This is a genomic window from Iodidimonas gelatinilytica (assembly GCF_008579125.1).
In the GTDB taxonomy this organism is placed as follows: Bacteria; Pseudomonadota; Alphaproteobacteria; order Sphingomonadales; family Rhodothalassiaceae; genus Iodidimonas; species Iodidimonas muriae.
In genome coordinates this window covers 137995-156565 of sequence record NZ_BKCL01000001.1, presented here as the reverse complement: position 1 = coordinate 156565, position 18571 = coordinate 137995, and the positions used below count along the sequence as shown (strand labels likewise).

Genomic DNA, 18571 nt, shown 5'->3' with positions numbered 1-18571 from the left:
TCATGGCCGATCTTTCATGTACAATCGCCGGAATTCCCAGCATCAATCCCTTCTGGCTGGCCTCTGCGCCCCCGACAGATAAAAAATACAATGTGGTGCGGGCCTTCGAGAAAGGCTGGGGCGGCGTGGTATGGAAAACGCTGGGGGAAGATCCGCCCGTGGTGAATGTGACCAGCCGTTACGGGCTGCACAAGGATTTCAAGGGTGCAACCCTTGGCATCAACAATAATGAGCTGATTTCCGACCGGCCCTTGGCGGTCAATCTGCGCGAAATCGAAGAATGTCGCCGCGAATGGCCCGACCGGGTGATCATCGGCTCGATGATGGCGGTGATGGAAGAACGGGCATGGAAAGATCTGGCCATCCGCATCGCCGCATCCGGCGTTCACGGGATCGAGCTGAATCTGGGCTGTCCGCACGGCATGTGCGAGCGGGGCATGGGGTCCGCCATCGGTCAGGTGCCGGAAATGGTGGAAAAAACCACCCGCTGGGTGCGCGAAGTGGTGGATATTCCGGTCTTCACCAAACTCACCCCCAATATCACCGATATTTTGGTGCCTGCCGAAGCTGCGCTTCAGGGCGGTGCCCATGCGGTATCTTTGATCAATACGGTTAATTCCATCATTTCGGTGAATCTGGACCATATGGCCCCCAATCCGATGATTGACAACAAGGGCACCCATGGCGGTTATTGCGGTTCGGCGGTAAAACCCATTGCGCTCAATATGGTGGCGGAAATCGCCCGCAATCATCAAACCCGCGATCTGGAAATCTCGGCCATTGGCGGCATCAATACATGGCGCGATGCGGCGGAATTCATCGCCCTTGGCGCTTCCGGTGTGCAAGTCTGCACGTCGGCGATGCTTTATGGCTTCCGCATCGTGGAAGATATGATTGACGGGCTATCCAACTGGATGGATGAAAAGGGCTATCGCACGCTGGATGATTTCCGCGGCAAGGCGATCCCCAACACCGTCAATTGGAACGAACTGAATATGAACTTCGATCTGAAAGCCCGGATCGATGAAGAAAGCTGCATTGAATGTGGCCGCTGCCATATCGCCTGTGAGGATACCTCGCATCAAGCCATTCGTATCGAAGCCAAAGATGGTGGCGGACGGCGCTTTGTGGTGATTGATGACGACTGTGTTGGCTGTAATCTGTGCCAGCATGTCTGCCCGGTGGATGGATGTATCAACATGGAAGAGGTGAACAACGGCTTGCCTGTCCTGACATGGCCCGACCATCCAAAAAATCCGGCCAATAAAGCCGCAGCAGAATAAGGCGCCAACCATAATGGCCCGTCCATATATGGAAGACCGCCTTTAATTTTGGGGAAGAGTGATGGATTTACCACCGAACAATAATCTGGACGCCTATTGGATGCCTTTCACGGCCAACCGGCAGTTCAAGGCGCATCCCCGCATGTTCGTGGGCGCCGAAGGCATGTATTTCAAAACCAGCGATGGCCGTGATGTTTTGGATGGCATTGCCGGGCTGTGGTGCTGCAATGCCGGACATAAGCGCCCGCGCATCATTGAAGCGGTGAAAAATCAGGTGGAGGAGCTGGATTATTCCCCCGCCTTCCAGATGGGCCATCATAAAGCCTTTGATCTGGCAGACCGGTTGGCGCGGTTGATGCCCGGTGATCTCAACCATGTCTTTTTCACCAATTCCGGCTCTGAATCGGTGGAAACGGCGCTCAAAATGGCCATCGCCTATCACCGGGCGCGCGGGGAAGGCCACCGCACCCGCCTGATTGGCCGGGAAAAAGGCTATCATGGGGTGAATTTCGGCGGCATGTCGGTAGGCGGAATGCCCGCCAACCGCAAGATGTTCGGCTCATTGGTCAGTGGCGTCGATCATCTGCGCCACACCCATGGCATTGCCGGCAATGAATATAGCCGGGGCGAACCGGAACATGGCGCAGAACTGGCCGACGATCTGGAGCGTCTGTGCCAATTGCATGACCCTTCCACCATCGCCGCGGTGATTGTCGAGCCGGTGGCCGGTTCTGCTGGCGTGATCATGCCGCCCAAGGGCTATCTGAAACGCCTGCGTGAAATCTGCACCAAGCACGGCATTTTGCTGATTTTCGATGAAGTCATCACCGGTTTTGGCCGCCTTGGCACCCCCTTCGCTGTCAATTATTTTGGTGTCCAGCCTGATCTTGTCACCACCGCCAAGGGATTGACCAACGGCGTTGTGCCCATGGGGGCGGTGTTTGCGTCCGACACCATCCACGATGCCTTCATGACTGGCCCGGAAAACATGATCGAATTTTTCCACGGCTATACCTATTCCGCCAATCCCATGGCCTGCGCCACCGCCCTTGCCGCCCTTGATACCTATGAAGAAGAGGGCCTGTTCACACGGGGCGCGGATCTGGGCGATTATTGGGCCGATGCCATGCACGGCTTGCGCGGTGCGCCTTATGTCAAAGATATCCGCACCATGGGATTGATCGCCGCTATCGAACTGGACCCCATTGAGGGGGCTCCCACAAAACGCGCCTTCAACGCCTTTTTGAAAGCCTATGACAAAGGCCTGTTGATCCGCACCACCGGCGACATCATTGCCCTGTCTCCTCCCCTGATCATTGAAAAGTCGCACATTGATATGGCCGTTGAAACCGTGCGCCGTGTTTTGGAAGAAATCGAATGACACCCATTCCCCATCTGATCGGCGGAAAGCCGTATGTTCTTGAAAACACACAGACCGTTCCTGTGTTCAACCCCGCGACCGGTGAGGAAACGGCCCGTCTCGCCATGGGCGGCAGTCATGAAGTGGATGCGGCTGTAAAAGCGGCACAAGAAGCCTTGGATGACTGGTCGCAAATGCCGCCGGCCCGCCGGGCGCATGTGTTGTTCGCCCTTCGCGATGTGATGCACAAACGCCGCGACGACATTGCCCGTACCATCAGTGCCGAACATGGCAAAACCCATGATGATGCCTTGGGCGAAGTGGCCCGCGCTTTGGAAGTGGTGGAATTTGCCTGCGGGATTCCACATCTGTTGAAGGGCGATTTCTCGCGCCATGTGGCCCGCGATCTGGATGCCTGTTCGGAACGCCAGTCCTTGGGCGTGGTGGCGGGCATCACCCCGTTCAATTTCCCGTCGATGGTGCCTTTGTGGATGATCCCCATGGCGCTGGCCTGCGGCAATTGCTTTATCCTGAAACCCTCGGAACGCGATCCTTCCAGTGCCAATCTGATCCATGACCTGTTTGAAGCGGCGGGCCTGCCCGAAGGCGTTTTGAATGTGGTGCATGGTGGCAAGGAAGCGGTGGATGCCATTTTGGACCATCCGGGCATTTCCGCCGTCAGCTTTGTCGGCTCCACCCCCATTGCAGAATATGTCTATTCCCGTGGTTGTGCGGCTGGAAAGCGGGTGCAGGCGCTGGGTGGCGCGAAAAACCACATGGTCATCCTGCCCGATGCGGATCTGGATCAAGCCGCAGATGCCTTGATGGGCGCAGGCTTTGGCTCGGCCGGGGAACGCTGCATGGCCATTTCCGTTGCCGTGCCGGTGGGGGAAGAGACAGCCAATCGTCTGGTGGAAAAACTGACGCCCCGTGTGCAGTCCCTGAAAATCGGCCCCAGCACCGATAAAGATGCGGAAATGGGGCCCCTGATCACAAAAGCACACCGCGACAAGGTGGCGGACCTGATCTCGAAAGGCGAAGCAGAAGGCGCGCGCGTAGTGGTGGATGGCCGCGGCTATAGTCTGCAAGGCTATGAAGGCGGTTTCTGGATGGGCGGCACCTTGCTTGATGGTGTCACAAAAGACATGACCGTTTACCGCGAAGAGATTTTCGGCCCGGTTCTGTCCGTTTTGCGGGCCAAAAATTATGATGAAGCCGTGGGCCTGATCAATGACCATCAATATGGCAATGGCACCGCCATTTTCACCCGTGACGGTGATGCCGCCCGCGATTTCACCCGCCGGATCGAGGTGGGGATGGTGGGCGTGAATGTGCCTATTCCTGTGCCGGTGGGCTATCACAGCTTTGGCGGCTGGAAACGCTCGATCTTTGGCGCACACGGCATTTACGGCCCGGAAGCCGTGCATTTCTATACCCGTCTCAAAACCGTTTCAGCACGCTGGCCCACGGGCATACGGGCCGGTGCCGAATTCACCTTTCCCAGCAATGGTTAAAACGACAGCATCTTTCAAGGAGCACGCTTTATGACTAAATTGCGCGGCGGACTAATTCAGATGGGGCTGAAGGCCTCAACCGATAAAGACCCGGAAACCATCCGCAAAGCCATGATCGAAGCCCATATCCCGCTGATCGAAGAAGCCGGTGAAAAGGGCGTGCAGGTTTTGTGCTTTCAAGAGGTGTTCACACAGCCCTATTTCTGCCCCAGCCAGGATACCAAATGGTATGATGCGGCAGAGGCCATTCCCGATGGCCCAACCACAAAGCTGATGCAGGACTATGCCAAGAAATACGAGATGGTCATCGTGGTGCCCATCTATGAAGCCGATGAAGTAACCGGTGTTTATTACAATACGGCAGCGGTGATCGATGCCGATGGCACCTATCTTGGGAAATATCGCAAGACCCATATCCCGCAGGTTTCCGGTTTCTGGGAAAAATTCTTCTTCAAGCCCGGTTCATCCGATTGGCCGGTCTTTGAAACCCGTTATTGCAAGCTGGGCGTTTATATTTGCTATGACCGCCATTTCCCCGAAGGCTGGCGGGCGCTGGCGCTGAATGGCGCGGAATATATCGTCAATCCTTCGGCCACCGTTGCCGGATTGTCAGAATATCTGTGGAAGCTGGAACAGCCCGCCTCTGCGGCCGCCAATGGCTGCTATATCGGTGCCATCAACCGGGTGGGCACGGAAGCGCCGTGGAATATCGGTGAATTCTATGGCCAAAGCTATTTTGTCAATCCTCGGGGACAGATCGAAGCCATCGCAAGCCGTGACAAAGACGAATTGATCATCCACGATATGGATATGGACAAAGTGCGCGAGGTGCGCAATTTGTGGCAATTCTTCCGCGACCGGCGACCGGTTAGCTATTATCCCCTTGTTGCAGAAGAATAAACCGAACCAAATAGCAAGCGGGGGCACGCCATATGGATGCAGAGAGTTCGCCACAGACTGACAAGCCGGGGGCCCTGTCCCACGATCAGCACGATCCGGCCTTATGGAATGCCGATCTTGCGCCCAGCGCCCCCGATGAGCGCACATGGGACTGGAAAGCCTTTGCGTCTTTATGGGTCGCCATGGTGGTCTGCGTTCCGGCTTATCTTTTATCTGGCAGCCTTGTCAGCGAGGGGATGAGTTGGTGGCAGGCGGTTCTCACTGTCTTTCTTGGCAATCTGATCGTTCTGGTTCCAATGATTTTAGTCGGGCATGCCGGTGCAAAACACGGCGTGCCCTTTCCCGTTTTGCTGCGCTCGTCTTTCGGGACGGTGGGGGCGCGGCTGCCTGCTTTGTTGCGTGGCTTTGTGGCTTGCGGCTGGTTTGGCATCAATACCTGGGTGGGCGGATCGGCGATTTATGTGATCCTCAACACCCTTACGGGCGAGGCACTGAAAGGCACAGCCCTGCCCTTTCTTGGGATCGATCTGGCGCAAACGCTGTGTTTTCTGGCCTTTTGGGCTTTGCATGTGTGGTTCATCCGGCACGGCACGGAATCCATTCGCTGGTTGGAAATGCTGGCGGCCCCTTTCCTGATCGCCATGTCTGTGGCGCTGTTTGTCTGGGCATGGGTTGAAGCGGGAAGCCTGAGCGCCATGCTGTCCACCAAATCGCAATTCGTGGAAGGCGGGGCCAGAGAAGGACAATTCTGGCCCATTTTCATTGCCAGCCTTACGGCAATGGTGGGATTTTGGTCCACCATGGCGCTTAATATTCCCGATTTCACCCGCTATGCTAAAAGCCAAAAAGACCAGATGCTGGGGCAGGCATTGGGATTGCCTTTGCCCATGGCCCTCTTTGCGCTGATTTCCGTGGCCGTGACCTCTGCCACCACGGTGATTTACGGAGTGGCCATCTGGGACCCGGTGCAACTGGCCGCACGCATGGGCGGTATGGGGGTGGTATTTGCACTGGCGGCGCTTGTTCTGGCTACACTGACCACCAATCTCGCGGCCAATGTGGTTGCTCCGGCCTATGGCTTTTCCAATCTGGCCCCCAAGCGCATTTCCTTCCGCATGGGCGGCTATATCACCGCCGGTATTGGCATCGCCATGTTCCCTTGGAAGCTGATGGAAAGTGCCGGCACCTATCTGTTCACATGGCTGGTGGGCTATTCGGCGCTCTTGGGGCCTGTAGTGGGTATTTTGATCGTCGATTATTTCCTGATCCAGAAAACCCGGCTGAAAGTGGATGATCTGTTCGCATCCGACGGGATTTATAGCGCCAAAAGCGGCTGGAATTTGGCAGGGCTTGGCGCTTTGATCATCGGGGTGCTGCCGTCCCTGCCCGGCTTTTTATCGGCCACGGAAATTGTCGCTAATGTGCCTGCCCTGTTCCAGTCCATCTACAGCTATGCATGGTTCGTCGGAGCGGGCACAGCCGGCCTCGTCTATTGGATTTTATCCCGTTTGCGTAAAGGAGTTTGACCATGTCTATCTTGATCAAGGGCGGAACCGTTGTCACCGCGGATCAAACGCGGCGGGCCGATATATATACGGAAGATGGTGAGATCAAAGCCATCGGCCTTGATATCGACGTCCCCCGAAATGCGGAAATCATCGATGCAGTCGGGCACTATGTGATGCCGGGTGGCATTGACCCCCATACCCATATGCAGCTTCCCTTCATGGGCACCGTGGCGTCGGAAGATTTTTATACCGGCACCGCTGCAGGTCTTGCAGGCGGCACCACGATGATCATCGATTTCGTGATCCCCAACCCGCAGCAACCCTTGATGGATGCCTATAAGCAATGGCGCGGCTGGGCGGAAAAAGCCGCCGCCGATTACAGCTTCCATGTGGCGGTCACATGGTGGGACGACAGCGTTCATGCGGATATGGGTCGGTTGGTCACCGAAGAAGGCGTCAATAGCTTCAAACATTTCATGGCCTATAAAAACGCCATCATGGCCGGGGATGATATTTTGTTCCCCAGCTTCAGCCGTGCCATGGAATTGGGTGCCATCCCCACCGTGCATGCAGAAAATGGCGAGATGGTTTATCAACTTCAACAAAAGCTGCTGGCCGCAGGCATCACCGGCCCCGAAGGCCATCCCCTCTCTCGCCCGCCAGAGGTGGAAGGCGAAGCCGCCGCCCGCGCCATCCGCTTTGCCAATGTGATCGGCGTGCCGCTTTATATCGTGCATGTATCGGCCAGCGATGCGTTGGAAGAAATCACCCGGGCGCGCAATGCGGGCCAACGGGTCTTTGGCGAGGTATTGGCCGGTCATTTGCTGGTGGATGACAGCGTCTACCGCCATCCCGATTGGCAGACCGCCGCCGCCCATGTGATGAGCCCCCCCTTCCGTGACAAAAAGCATCAAGACGCCCTGTGGCGTGGCCTGCAATCGGGCAATCTGCAAACCACCGCCACCGACCATTGCTGTTTTTGCGCCGATCAAAAAGCCATGGGCAAAGATGATTTCTCGAAAATCCCCAATGGCACCGCCGGTATCGAAGACCGCATGGCCGTGCTATGGACCCATGGCGTGAACACAGGCCGCCTGACCATGGAAGAATTCGTTGCCGCCACCTCCACCAATGCGGCAAAAATCTTCAATATCTACCCCCGAAAAGGCAGCATCGCCGTGGGGGCCGATGCAGATATTGTGATATGGGATCCGGAAGCGACAAAAACCATTTCGGCAAAAACCCATCATCAAAATATCGACTTCAATATCTTTGAAGGCATGGAGGTCAAGGGGCTGGCCGCGCACACCATCGCCAATGGCAAGCTGGTCTGGTCCAATGGCGAACTGCGCACTGAAAAAGGCGCGGGCCGCTATGTGAAACGCCCGGCCTATCAATCCATGTTCGGGGCCCTTGGAAAACAGGCGGATTTGGCCCGACCATCAAAAGTAGAACGCGAATAGGACCGTGACCATGAGCACCGACGACAGTTTGTTTGACAGCGCCAAACGCGCCCGCGACAAAGCCCATGCACCTTATTCCAGCTTTCATGTGGGGGCCGCCGTTCTGGATGAAAATGGCCGCATCCATGCAGGCTGTAATGTGGAAAATGCGGCTTATCCTGAAGGAATTTGTGCCGAGGCCAATGCCATCGGATCCATGGTGACGGAAGGCGGCACCCGGATCAAACGCATTGCCATTCTGGGCGGACTGGCTGGAAAAGGGCTTGAAAATTGCACGCCCTGCGGCGGCTGTCGCCAGAAAATTCTGGAATTCGCCGATAGTGAGACCGTGATTGTCCTGGAAGGCGAAAACGGCCAAAGGCGCAGCTTTACCATCAAAGACCTGCTGCCGGAATCGTTCCGCCTTTTATAAGCCATGCGCGACATCTGCCGATCCCCGAAGAAGGGTCGGCAGGCCATTTATGCTTTCCGGTCAAGGAGTCGGCGGTGTTGTCTCGTCGTCTTTTTCAGCGGTGCCGCCCGGCGCGCTTTCCACTTCGCTATCGGGAAAACGGAATAACTGACCGGGATAAATCAGATCGGGATCGACGATCTGTTCGGAATTTTCCTGAAAGATCATGGTGAAGCGGGTACCACGCCCATAAAGCTTGCGGGCGATCATCCAAAGCGTATTGCCCGGCTGCACCACCACACGGCTTTCTGCCAAAGCCGGATCCAGCGCCTGACCGGTGGTGAAGGGTTGTTCCACCCGCAATTGCACCTCGCCTTCGGTCAAAACCTGATCCACGCGCAGCACATGATCCCCGTCCGCCAATGCATCCGCACTATTGGCTGTCCAGCGGCCATCGTCATTGCTGCGCACTTCCACAAGGAAGCTGTTATCCAGATAGATACGTATGGTGGCACGGGGCAAAGAACGGCCCGAAAGCACCGTTTGACCACTGGCACCGAAATCAATGGTATCAACGGCAAGGCTGTCCCCCACCTCACCGGGTGCGGCCAAACCGGGCTTTTGCATCACCCGACTGCCCCCTTCACCGGATTTAGGGGTCAAGACCGCAACCACGCCTTCACCTTCACGCTCGGCAAAGCGTTCGGGAACCAGCGGCTCAGGGATGGCCACCACCACAACATCCTTGGAAGATACGGCCTGCTGCCCGTCCAATGTGGCGCGCAGGGACATTTCCGCAATGCCCGTTCCAAGCGGCTCTTCCAAAATCATGACCCATTCGCCATTGCGGTCGGCGCGCACATCCGCCACCACTTTGCCGTCTACCAGCACTTCCACAAGGCTATCGGGCGCGGCGCGGCCAGCCAGAACGCCTGTACCACCACGAGAAATCCGCACCACATCAAAAGATGGGGCGTTTTCGGCTAGGCTGACAGACTCGCTCGCGCTTTGCTGGCTGTCTTGTTCGGGGGCCACGGTCACGTCATTTTTGGGGCCGCTTAGATTATAAACCGCCAAAGCGACAATCACCGCCACGGCGACAATCATGGCAAGCATCGGCATCCATAGACGACGGGAGCCTCCGTCTTCAGTCTGCCAGTCTGGAGATTTTCTGGGTCTGTTCAAGCTCTGCTCTTTCCAGCGCGTGCGGTTATCGTTCATGCTATATGAGAACGTATCTTACACCATTAAACTGTCTGTCACATGAATGTGCCCGACAACTTGGCTACTTTCACGAAAAATCAAAACAAAATGAGCATAATCCACCCTATGTCCCCATCCTACCTTTAAAATTCCTATCCCTCAAAAGGAGACCATATGGCAAAGGTTAAATCCGTTTGTATCTATTGCGGCTCACGATCCGGGGCGCAACCCGGCTATGCCGATCTCGCAAAAGCCACCGGTGAAGCCATTGCAGGCGCAGGACTAACGCTTGTCTATGGTGGCGGACAAGTGGGTCTGATGGGCATATGCGCGCGCTCTGCCACAGCCATGGGTGGCCGGGTGGTGGGCATCATCCCCGAGCATTTGGACAAGGTGGAAATCGCCCAGACCGGCCTGACTGAATTGCATATCGTAAGCGACATGCACAGCCGGAAGCGCATGATGTTCGATCGCTCCGATGCCTTTATCGTTCTGCCCGGCGGCATGGGAACATTGGACGAATTTATCGAGGTGCTCACCTGGTCGCAGCTCGATCTTCATGACAAGCCGATTTTCCTGCTCAATCATGATGGATATTGGGAGCCGCTTCTAGCGCTTTTGAACCATGTTGTGGATCAGGGATTCGCCAATTCCACAAATCTCAGTCTATTTAAAACTGTGGCTAGCCTTGATGATGTGTTTCATGAACTGGGCCGGATGGCCGGCTCTGAACATACCGCACGCGCCGACCTGTTCTGATCACGATCTGCCTTGAAGCATCTTTTCGGATCGCACGACAACTGCTAGGGTGCGCGCGAATTTACCGGGAGGCCGCCTTTTGCAGCCGCCCGATGGTTGCTCTTGTGCGCAACCTATTCTGTTAAACACCAGCCAAGGACAGACTTAATGGCAAAAATCAAAGTCAAAACACCTGTTGTCGAGCTTGATGGCGATGAGATGACCCGGATCATCTGGAAATGGATCCGTGAGCGTCTTGTTCAGCCTTATCTTGATGTGGACCTGAAATATTACGATCTTTCGGTTCAAAAACGTGACGAAACCAACGACCAGATCACCATCGATGCGGCCAATGCCATCAAGGAATATGGCGTTGGTGTGAAATGCGCCACCATCACCCCCGATGAAGCCCGCGTTGAAGAATTCGGCCTCAAGAAAATGTGGCGGTCGCCCAATGGCACCATCCGCAACATCCTTGGCGGTACGGTGTTCCGCGAACCGATCATTATCCAGAATGTGCCGCGCCTTGTTCCCGGCTGGACACAGCCCATGGTCATCGGCCGCCATGCCTTTGGTGACCAATATCGCGCCACGGATTTCAAGGTGCCCGGCCCCGGTCGCCTCACCATGACCTACACCCCCAAGGATGGCGGCGAGCCGGTCGAATATGAAGTGTTTGAATTCCCTTCAGCCGGTGTGGCCATGGGTATGTACAATCTGGACGATTCGATCCGCGATTTTGCCCGCTCTTCGTTCAATTACGGCCTGCAGCGCGGCTTCCCGGTCTATCTGTCCACCAAAAACACCATCTTGAAAGCCTATGACGGGCGCTTCAAAGATCTGTTCCAGGAAGTGTTCGACGCCGAATTCAAATCGCAATTCGATGCCAAGGGTCTCACCTACGAACATCGTCTGATTGATGACATGGTGGCTGCCGCCATGAAATGGTCTGGCGGCTTTGTTTGGGCTTGCAAAAACTATGATGGCGATGTGCAGTCCGATACCGTGGCGCAGGGCTATGGCTCTTTGGGCCTGATGACCTCCGTGTTGCTGACTCCCGATGGAAACACCGTGGAAGCCGAAGCGGCCCATGGTACCGTCACCCGCCATTATCGCCAGCATCAGCAAGGCAAAGCCACCTCCACCAATCCCATTGCCTCGATCTTCGCATGGTCACGCGGCCTGAAATATCGCGGCAAGATGGATGATACACCGGCGGTGGAAGACTTCGCCGATGCGCTGGAAAAAGTGTGCATTGAAACCGTTGAAAACGGCAATATGACCAAGGATCTGGCGCTGTTGATCGGTCCCGATCAGAACTGGCTGACCACAGAACAGTTCTTTGAAAAGATCGATGAAGGATTGAAAGCCAAGCTTTCCTGAACGGCTTTCAAAAGCATATGAAACGGGTGGGAGGCACATGCCTTCCACCTGTTTTTTTATGGAGAAACCCTATCGGGGGCGCGCACTGCCGATATAATTGAAACCCAGTGTTTTCGGGGTTTTGGGCAAATAAAGGCGATCGAGATGCTCCAGCGAAAACCCCGCTTCTGTGATAAGCTGATCAGGCCGCCGCGTTAAATGGCATCCACCGGCGATTTTTGGCCAGAACCAACGTTCCAATCGTCCTTGCCAGTGGGCCACCGCCTCATCGGGAGCGGCGCCATGTTCGGCAAAAAATAACCTGCCGTTTGGGCGCAACACCCGGCGCATTTCCAAAAGCGCCTGCAAGGGATCGGGGATGGAACACAGGCTGTAAGTGACCAACACCGTATCCATACTGGCATCTTCAAACGGCAAATTTTCTCCCGAAAGTGCGGCCATTTCCACCGGAAAGGCCACTTGACCGGCACGCTGTTTTGCCTTTTCCAGCATTTCCCCCGCAGGTCCACGCCCACCACCGACGACACCTTATCAGGGTCGTAAAAGGGCAGATTGTGCCCCGTCCCCAGACCGATTTCCACCACCCGTCCCGAAGCCCGAGGCACCAGCTTCTGACGCTGCACCCTTACAGGATTGGCAGCGCAGGCATGTTCGATCAAAACCGGCAGAATATGTGTGTTGTAAAATCCCATCCAGAAACGCTGCCATAAGGGGCGCAAATACGCCAATAAAATCCCTTGAGGAGTCATCAATCATCGCGTTGGTCTCGATAGGCCAAGTCGCCGCCTGTTTGGGGCTGCAAGGTCTGGCGTTGATCATAAAAAAGCCCCGGTGCCTAATGGCACCGGGGCTTTCATTTCTTTTAAAAGCCGTGGCTTATTCGCCGACGCTTTTCACCGTGATTTCACCCAGATCAAGGGCACGGATGCTGTCTTCAATTTTGGCGCGATCGCCAATCACCATCCATGTCAGTTTATCAGGATGCAGCACCTCGCTGGCGGCACTTTCCACATCCCCAAGGCCAAGCGCTTCATAACGGCCTTTCAGGCTTTCCTCATAATCCAAAGGACGGCCAAAACGCGCATTGGACAACATGGCATTGAGCACATTGCGCGCTGTTTCAAACTGGCCGGGAAGGCTGCGCACATTGTTACGCACAACCATTTCAAGCTCGGTATCACTTGCAGGCTTGTCGCCGGTGATGGCGTTCAGTTCCCGAACCAATTCGGCCATTGAATCAGCGGTTCTATCGGTTTGCACCGGTGCATACACAAAGAAAGGCCGCTGACCGCGTGCATCCTGCATGAAGGTATAGGCACCATAGGCCCAGCCCTTTTCTTCCCGCAGATTCATATTCACGCGCGCCGTAAACTGGCCACCCAGAATGTCGTTCATGGCCGTGATGGCGATATTGTTGTCCACGCCAGTGGGCGGTGCCAGATGGCCAGCCAAAATCAACGATTGTGGCGAGCCGGGACGATCAACAATGATTATCTGGCTTTGATCAGGCAAGGACACCTGATTCAGCGTTTTTGTGCCCTTTGCAGTGGAAGGAGCCTTCCAATCGCCGAATGCCTTTTCAAGCACAGGGCGAATCTCTGCCAAAGTGGTATCCCCCACCACGAAGATGGTTGCATTGTCCGGGCGCAACCACGCGCTGTGGAAGGCCTGCAAATCTTCGCGGGTCATGGACATAACAGCGTCGATGGTTCCCGTTCCGGTGAAGGGAATGCCATAGGCGTTGTCTTTGCCATACATGATCGGCGGAAGTTGGCGCAAAGCAATAGAGATCGGCTGGTTTTCTTCTTGCCGGATGCCAGCCAAACGCTGCTGACGGAGCCGGTCCAACTCGGCCTGATCAAAGGCCGGATTGCGCACCACATCCGCCATCAGATCAATAGACGCTTTCAACTCCGTTTTGAGCGCATTCATGCTCACTGTCGAGGTATCGAGATTAGAGCCAGTGCGAAGCACGGCTCCCAATCCTTCAAGCTCTTCCGCGATATCAAGAGCAGAGCGCTTTTTGGTGCCTTCATCCAGCATAGCAAGCGTCAAGGACGCCGTGCCCAGCTTTTTGCCCTGATCCGCCGCATAGCCCGCATCGAACATCATGGCGATATTCACCAAGGGCACCGTGGGGCGATTGGCCACCACAAGCTCGATCCCGTTCGACAAACTTGCGGTTTCCACAGCCGGGAAATCAAGCTCTGGCGTATCATCCACAGCCGGAACGCCGGTTGAACGATCCACGCCTTCGCTGGCCGCAGCAAAATCCCCAAACGGAATCACATCAAGCTGGAAGTGATTGCGCCCCAACCATGTGCGGGCCGTTTGAGCAACACTTTTGGCGCTTGCATCGGCAATATAGGCCATACGTTTTTTGTAAAAGCCCGGATCGTCGGCATAAAGCGCACCTTCGGCCAAAGTCACCGCTTTGCCGCCAAAGCCGCCCACTTTTTCAAGACCGCGCACTTCACCGGCAATCAGGCCGATTTGCGCCCGTTCAAGCTCGGCTTTCGATGGGTCTTTTGCCAAGAAATCCGCCACAATCGCATCAAGGCGATCGCTGACTTCCTGTACGGATTCGCCATCTTTCACATCCACTTGAATGAAAAACAAGCTGGAAAGTTCGAACGGAAACAGGCCCACCTGAACATTGGTGGCAATCTGGCGATTATAGACCAGATCCCGATAGAGCCGCGAGGTTTTGCCGCCGCCCAGAATTTCCGCGGCCACATCCAGAGTATTTGCAGCCTCGGTGGTGCGCCCAGGAACCGCCCAAACCCGGTAGATACGGGCTTGCGGAACACGATCTTGCATCACTTCATGCACATTGGAAGCCAGTTCGGGAATACTGGACTTGCCCTTTACCAGCGGCGGTCCGGCGGGGATATCGCCGAAATAGCGTTCCACCATGGGCCGGGCTTCTTCCACATCGATATCGCCAGCCAAAACCAGAACGGTATTGTTCGGACCGTAATAGGTATTGAACCATTCTTTCACATCATCAAGAGATGCGGCATCCAGATCTTCCATCGAACCGATGGTGCTGTGATGATAAGGGTGGCCAACGGGGAAAATGCCCGATTGCAGCGTCTCGAAGGCGCGGCCATAGGGTTCATTTTCACCTTGGCGTTTTTCATTTTGCACAACGCCGCGCTGATTATCGAGTTTTTCTTGGGTCACGGCTCCCAAAAGATGCCCCATGCGATCGGATTCGAGGAACAGAACCCGCTCCAACGCCGGGGTTGGCACCGTTTCGAAATAATTGGTGCGATCAAGCCATGTGGTGCCGTTTACATCGGTCACCCCCACTTCCTGAAGTGGCTCGAAAAATTCGGCATCATGATTTTCAGAACCATTGAACATCAAATGTTCAAACAAATGCGCAAAGCCGGTCTTCCCGGCAGGCTCGTCCTTGGACCCCACATGGTACCAGACGGACACCGCCACCAAGGGCGCTTTGCGGTCTTCATGCACAACAACCGTCAGGCCATTGTCTAGTGTGAAACTTTCATAGGGTATCTCCACATCGGGCATCTCGACGGCCAATGCGGGTAAGCCAAAGCACAGCGATGCAGCAAGCACCGTGCGTTTGGCCAGTGAATATAATCCCATATTATCCCCTTTCATTCTATGGCCGCGCTCAAGACGCAACCTGCGCTTATACTGCTCTTTCAAAGCCCATAAAAACAAGGTTTCCAATACATTCTAAACTTTTGTTCGAGCCAACCGCACATGGCATCCCATCTATATCACACGCCTTAAAGCCACACCGGCAAGAATCTCCGCCAACCACCGCGCCGCCACAAGGGCTGTTATGTCGCTGATATCCAATGAGGGATCGAATTCTGTCAGATCCACGGCCCGCACTTTTTTGTGCCGTGCAATCTGCCGGGCTGCTTTGAAAAACGCCGCAGCACTTAAGCCTCCGGGCCGCGCGCCGGGTGCGCCGGGGGCTTCGTTACGGGCAATCACATCAATATCGAAATCCACATAAATCACATCCACATGGCGCTCCAGATGGTCCAGCGCCCGTTCAAGGCAAGTGCTCATGCCATCAGCTAAAATCTGCCCCATGCTTTGCACATGGATACCCGCTGTTTTGGCCTTTTCGTGCATACGCCTGGTATTGGCAAAAGGCTGCAAGCCGATCTGGGCGATGTTTTTTCCAGGCAATCCATCATCAAGCAAAGCCTGCACCGGATTACCATTGGTCAATCCGCAATCGGTATCACGCAGATCGAAATGGGCATCCAGCGTCAGCAGGCCCACATGATCCAGCGGCACACCAAGCCCTTGCGCCAATCCCAAAACACCGGGACGGGTGATGGCATTATTGCCGCCCGCTAAAATGCTCAGATCGTGGCGAGTGCACAAATCGGCCACAGCTTTGCGCACAGGCTCGAAGGCATCAAGGGGGCTGGTGACCTTCAACATCAGATCCCCCGCATCATGCACCGCCAAATCGCCCAGATCGAGGCCACTTTCCAGATCATAGCTGCTCAGACGCGGCAGGGTTTTTCGCAGCACCGCCGGTCCCAGATCGCAGCGCCCCGGTGTCAAAGACCGTTCCCCCAAAGGAACGCCCAGAAACGCCACAGCCGCCTCCGGCTGGTCGCCCAACAGGCTTGCAATAGAGTGCCAGCCTCTGGCTTCTGATGCCATATTTGTCATCATTGTTCCTTTCCCTTTATGTTTTCTGTGGGGATGTTTGACCAATGGCCCGCCATCTGTATAGCTGTCTATAACAAGGGATGAAGATAGCATGTGGGACCGGCTTTATACCAATGGCCATGTTGCAAGCATGGACCCGAATAATAGCACTGCTTTTGGGGCGATCCATGATGCAGCGCTTGGCATAAAAGATGGGCGCATCATATGGATCGGCAAAGGCGCGGATCTGCTGGATAAGCCCGACGCATTGGCCCATATGGTCACGGATCTTGACGGCGCATGGATCACGCCGGGGCTGATCGATTGCCACACCCATCTGGTTTTCGGCGGCAACCGGGTGCGCGAATTCGATCTGCGCCTCAATGGTGCCAGCTATGAAGACATCGCCAAAGCGGGCGGCGGCATTGCCGCAACGGTCAAAGCCACCCGCGCAGCAACGGAAGATGATCTGTTCGACAGCGCCCTAGCCCGCCTTGACCAGATGCGGGCGCAAGGGCTGACAAGCATCGAAGTCAAATCCGGCTATGGGCTGGATCGGGATACCGAGCTTAAAATGCTGCGGGTGGCGGGCAAACTGGCCAATGCGCGCCCCATAACCGTGCGCCGCTCCTTCCTTGGCGCCCATGCTGTACCGCCTGATGGACCGATGGATGCCAATGCCTATATTGATTGGCTGTGCACCCATATGATCCCTGATATCGCTCGACAAGGCTTGGCCGATGCGGTGGACGGCTTTTGCGAAACCATCGGCTTTACCCCCGAACAGATCGACCTGCTGTTTAAAACCGCCAAAGCCCATGGTTTGGCAGTAAAGCTGCACGCAGAACAGCTCAGCAATCAACAAGGAGCCGCCTTGGCAGCACGGCACGGAGCCTTGTCTGCCGATCATCTGGAATATCTGGATCAAACTGGTGTGGCAGCCATGGCAAAGGCAGGCACCGTGGCGGTGTTGCTGCCCGGTGCCTTTTATGCCTTGCGCGAAACAAAGCTGCCGCCGGTGGATGACTTGCGCCGCCATAAGGTGCCCATCGCCATCGCCAGCGATTGCAATCCCGGCTCGGCACCGCTTTTATCTCCCCTTCTGGCGCTGAATATGGCTTGCACCCTGTTTCGCCTCACCCCTTATGAAGCACTGGCGGGCATGACCATCCATGCGGCTCGCGCCCTTGGCCTTCAGGCCGACACCGGCATGCTGCGTGTGGGCATGGCGGCGGATCTGGCCATTTGGGCGATCTCCGAACCGGCAGAGCTTTGCTACTGGATCGGCGGCAATCCCCTGATGAGCAGCCTGCACCATGGCAAGGAAAGCATCGCCCCATGACCAAAGCCCCCGCCCCCTCCACACAGCAGGCCGGTCAGCCGCTTTACAAGCAGGTCAAATCCCACCTGCTGGACCTGATCGACAGCGGCACCTTGAAGCCCAATGATCGTGCTCCATCGGAAGCCGATCTCGTGGCGCAATTCGGGGTGTCGCGCATGACCGCCAACCGCGCCCTCAAAGAACTGAGCGAGGCGGGATATGTCAAACGGGTGCCTGGCTTGGCACCTATGTGGCCGAGCGCCGCGCCCATGGGGCCTTGCTGACCATCCGCGATATTTCCGACGAGCTTTCAGAGAAAGGAGCCCGGCATCGCGCCCATGTGTTGCTGCATCAGCGCGAAGCAGCCGATGAGGCCATTGCCGCGCAGTTCCACATAAAGCCCGGCACGGCGCTGTTTCATGCAAAAATCCTGCATTTGAAAGACGACCTGCCGATTTTGCTGGAAGACCGCCATGTGCTGCCTGCCATCGCACCGGATTATCTTTCGCTCGATCTGGAACAGGAAACCTCTTATCGCTATCTGATGACCGTGGCTCCTCTGCAAGAAGTGGAGCATGAAATCCGTGCCATTGCCGCCACTCCCGATCTACGCACATTGCTTGAACTGGCACCCAATGAGCCTTGCTTGTTTGTGCGGCGGCGCACATGGACACGGGGCAAGGTCGCGTCCTGCGCCGATCTGATCCATGCCGGGTCGCGCTATGACATCACGGGCCGCTTCAAACCCTGACGCGAAACACAAACGGGGCCGACCAGACACCGGATTGCATTTTTCGAGAAAGTATATACAGGTATAGACAAGCATCGATCGACCGCCACAGCAGGAGCAT

The 18571-nt window shown here is 55.8% G+C and carries 16 protein-coding genes; 12 read left to right on the top strand and 4 right to left on the bottom strand.

Annotation, left to right across the window (positions count from 1 at the left end; all coding sequences use genetic code 11):
- Positions 1-2: 2 nt before the first annotated feature.
- The 7 genes from preA (at position 3) to cdd (ending at position 8440) form a co-directional block, all read left to right on the top strand.
- Positions 3-1283 (top strand): NAD-dependent dihydropyrimidine dehydrogenase subunit PreA, encoded by a 1281-nt coding sequence (gene preA, locus JCM17844_RS00690; protein ID WP_149999216.1) that lies wholly within the window; start codon positions 3-5, stop codon positions 1281-1283.
- A 61-nt stretch (positions 1284-1344) separates the two neighbouring features.
- Positions 1345-2664: an omega-aminotransferase AptA gene (gene aptA, locus JCM17844_RS00685; protein ID WP_149999215.1), complete on the top strand. Its 1320-nt coding sequence runs from the start codon at positions 1345-1347 to the stop codon at positions 2662-2664.
- Positions 2661-4157, top strand: coding sequence for a CoA-acylating methylmalonate-semialdehyde dehydrogenase (locus JCM17844_RS00680; RefSeq protein ID WP_149999214.1), 1497 nt, complete (start codon positions 2661-2663; stop codon positions 4155-4157). The genes aptA and JCM17844_RS00680 overlap by 4 nt, the downstream gene beginning before the upstream one ends.
- Before the next feature lie 30 nt (positions 4158-4187).
- A complete protein-coding gene (locus JCM17844_RS00675) occupies positions 4188-5057 on the top strand; it encodes a nitrilase-related carbon-nitrogen hydrolase (protein WP_149999213.1) in 870 nt (289 codons plus the stop codon).
- Positions 5058-5089: 32 nt separating this feature from the next.
- On the top strand, positions 5090-6583 hold the full coding sequence (locus tag JCM17844_RS00670) for an NCS1 family nucleobase:cation symporter-1 (RefSeq protein ID WP_149999212.1): 1494 nt from the start codon (positions 5090-5092) through the stop codon (positions 6581-6583).
- 2 nt (positions 6584-6585) lie between these two features.
- Positions 6586-8028, top strand: a complete 1443-nt coding sequence (gene hydA / locus JCM17844_RS00665) for a dihydropyrimidinase (RefSeq protein WP_149999211.1) — start codon at positions 6586-6588, stop codon at positions 8026-8028.
- A gap of 10 nt (positions 8029-8038) precedes the next feature.
- Complete coding sequence (cdd, locus tag JCM17844_RS00660) at positions 8039-8440, top strand: cytidine deaminase (protein ID WP_149999210.1); 402 nt, start codon at positions 8039-8041, stop codon at positions 8438-8440.
- 60 nt (positions 8441-8500) lie between these two features.
- Here the strand turns inward: cdd and JCM17844_RS00655 are convergent, their stop codons facing one another.
- Complete coding sequence (locus JCM17844_RS00655; protein WP_210431066.1) at positions 8501-9604, bottom strand: LysM peptidoglycan-binding domain-containing protein; 1104 nt, start codon at positions 9602-9604, stop codon at positions 8501-8503.
- A gap of 192 nt (positions 9605-9796) precedes the next feature.
- On the opposite strand from JCM17844_RS00655, the gene JCM17844_RS00650 reads away from it, so the two are divergent.
- Together JCM17844_RS00650 and JCM17844_RS00645 are read left to right on the top strand one after the other, a co-directional pair.
- Positions 9797-10381, top strand: a complete 585-nt coding sequence (locus JCM17844_RS00650) for an LOG family protein (protein ID WP_149999208.1) — start codon at positions 9797-9799, stop codon at positions 10379-10381.
- Positions 10382-10528: 147 nt separating this feature from the next.
- The gene (locus JCM17844_RS00645; protein WP_149999207.1) at positions 10529-11743 is read left to right on the top strand and encodes an NADP-dependent isocitrate dehydrogenase; all 1215 of its coding nucleotides are present in this window, start codon (positions 10529-10531) and stop codon (positions 11741-11743) included.
- Between the two features lie 69 nt (positions 11744-11812).
- Here JCM17844_RS00645 and JCM17844_RS00640 read toward each other — a convergent pair whose 3' ends face one another.
- The 3 genes from JCM17844_RS00640 to JCM17844_RS00630 all read right to left on the bottom strand — a co-directional run bounded on the left by JCM17844_RS00640 (position 11813) and on the right by JCM17844_RS00630 (position 16423).
- Positions 11813-12235 carry a class I SAM-dependent methyltransferase gene (locus tag JCM17844_RS00640; protein ID WP_210431065.1) on the bottom strand — a complete coding sequence of 141 codons (423 nt, stop codon included), beginning with the start codon at positions 12233-12235 and terminating at the stop codon, positions 11813-11815.
- Between the two features lie 384 nt (positions 12236-12619).
- Positions 12620-15361: a M16 family metallopeptidase gene (locus JCM17844_RS00635; protein WP_210431064.1), complete on the bottom strand. Its 2742-nt coding sequence runs from the start codon at positions 15359-15361 to the stop codon at positions 12620-12622.
- Between the two features lie 132 nt (positions 15362-15493).
- On the bottom strand, positions 15494-16423 hold the full coding sequence (locus tag JCM17844_RS00630; protein WP_210431063.1) for an agmatinase family protein: 930 nt from the start codon (positions 16421-16423) through the stop codon (positions 15494-15496).
- Positions 16424-16511: 88 nt separating this feature from the next.
- Here JCM17844_RS00630 and hutI point away from each other — a divergent pair, with 88 nt between their 5' ends.
- From hutI to JCM17844_RS00615, 3 genes are read left to right on the top strand one after another with little or no spacing between them, the layout of a single operon-like run.
- Positions 16512-17741, top strand: a complete 1230-nt coding sequence (gene hutI, locus JCM17844_RS00625; RefSeq protein ID WP_149999205.1) for an imidazolonepropionase — start codon at positions 16512-16514, stop codon at positions 17739-17741.
- Positions 17738-18004: a GntR family transcriptional regulator gene (locus JCM17844_RS00620; RefSeq protein WP_149999204.1), complete on the top strand. Its 267-nt coding sequence runs from the start codon at positions 17738-17740 to the stop codon at positions 18002-18004. The genes hutI and JCM17844_RS00620 overlap by 4 nt, the downstream gene beginning before the upstream one ends.
- A complete protein-coding gene (locus JCM17844_RS00615; RefSeq protein WP_210431062.1) occupies positions 17971-18471 on the top strand; it encodes a UTRA domain-containing protein in 501 nt (166 codons plus the stop codon). Before JCM17844_RS00620 ends, JCM17844_RS00615 begins: the two co-directional genes overlap by 34 nt.
- Positions 18472-18571: the final 100 nt, after the last annotated feature.

What these genes read in the sequence shown, in the direction of transcription:
- aptA (WP_149999215.1), top strand. Translation starts at nt 1,345, where the DNA reads ATGGATTTACCACCGAACAATAATCTGGACGCCTATTGGATGCCTTTC.
- JCM17844_RS00630 (WP_210431063.1), bottom strand. Translation starts at nt 16,423, where the DNA reads ATGATGACAAATATGGCATCAGAAGCCAGAGGCTGGCACTCTATTGCA.
- preA (WP_149999216.1), top strand. Translation starts at nt 3, where the DNA reads ATGGCCGATCTTTCATGTACAATCGCCGGAATTCCCAGCATCAATCCC.
- JCM17844_RS00675 (WP_149999213.1), top strand. Translation starts at nt 4,188, where the DNA reads ATGACTAAATTGCGCGGCGGACTAATTCAGATGGGGCTGAAGGCCTCA.
- JCM17844_RS00645 (WP_149999207.1), top strand. Translation starts at nt 10,529, where the DNA reads ATGGCAAAAATCAAAGTCAAAACACCTGTTGTCGAGCTTGATGGCGAT.
- hutI (WP_149999205.1), top strand. Translation starts at nt 16,512, where the DNA reads ATGTGGGACCGGCTTTATACCAATGGCCATGTTGCAAGCATGGACCCG.
- cdd (WP_149999210.1), top strand. Translation starts at nt 8,039, where the DNA reads ATGAGCACCGACGACAGTTTGTTTGACAGCGCCAAACGCGCCCGCGAC.
- hydA (WP_149999211.1), top strand. Translation starts at nt 6,586, where the DNA reads ATGTCTATCTTGATCAAGGGCGGAACCGTTGTCACCGCGGATCAAACG.
- JCM17844_RS00670 (WP_149999212.1), top strand. Translation starts at nt 5,090, where the DNA reads ATGGATGCAGAGAGTTCGCCACAGACTGACAAGCCGGGGGCCCTGTCC.
- JCM17844_RS00640 (WP_210431065.1), bottom strand. Translation starts at nt 12,235, where the DNA reads ATGCTGGAAAAGGCAAAACAGCGTGCCGGTCAAGTGGCCTTTCCGGTG.
- JCM17844_RS00650 (WP_149999208.1), top strand. Translation starts at nt 9,797, where the DNA reads ATGGCAAAGGTTAAATCCGTTTGTATCTATTGCGGCTCACGATCCGGG.
- JCM17844_RS00680 (WP_149999214.1), top strand. Translation starts at nt 2,661, where the DNA reads ATGACACCCATTCCCCATCTGATCGGCGGAAAGCCGTATGTTCTTGAA.
- JCM17844_RS00620 (WP_149999204.1), top strand. Translation starts at nt 17,738, where the DNA reads ATGACCAAAGCCCCCGCCCCCTCCACACAGCAGGCCGGTCAGCCGCTT.
- JCM17844_RS00635 (WP_210431064.1), bottom strand. Translation starts at nt 15,361, where the DNA reads ATGGGATTATATTCACTGGCCAAACGCACGGTGCTTGCTGCATCGCTG.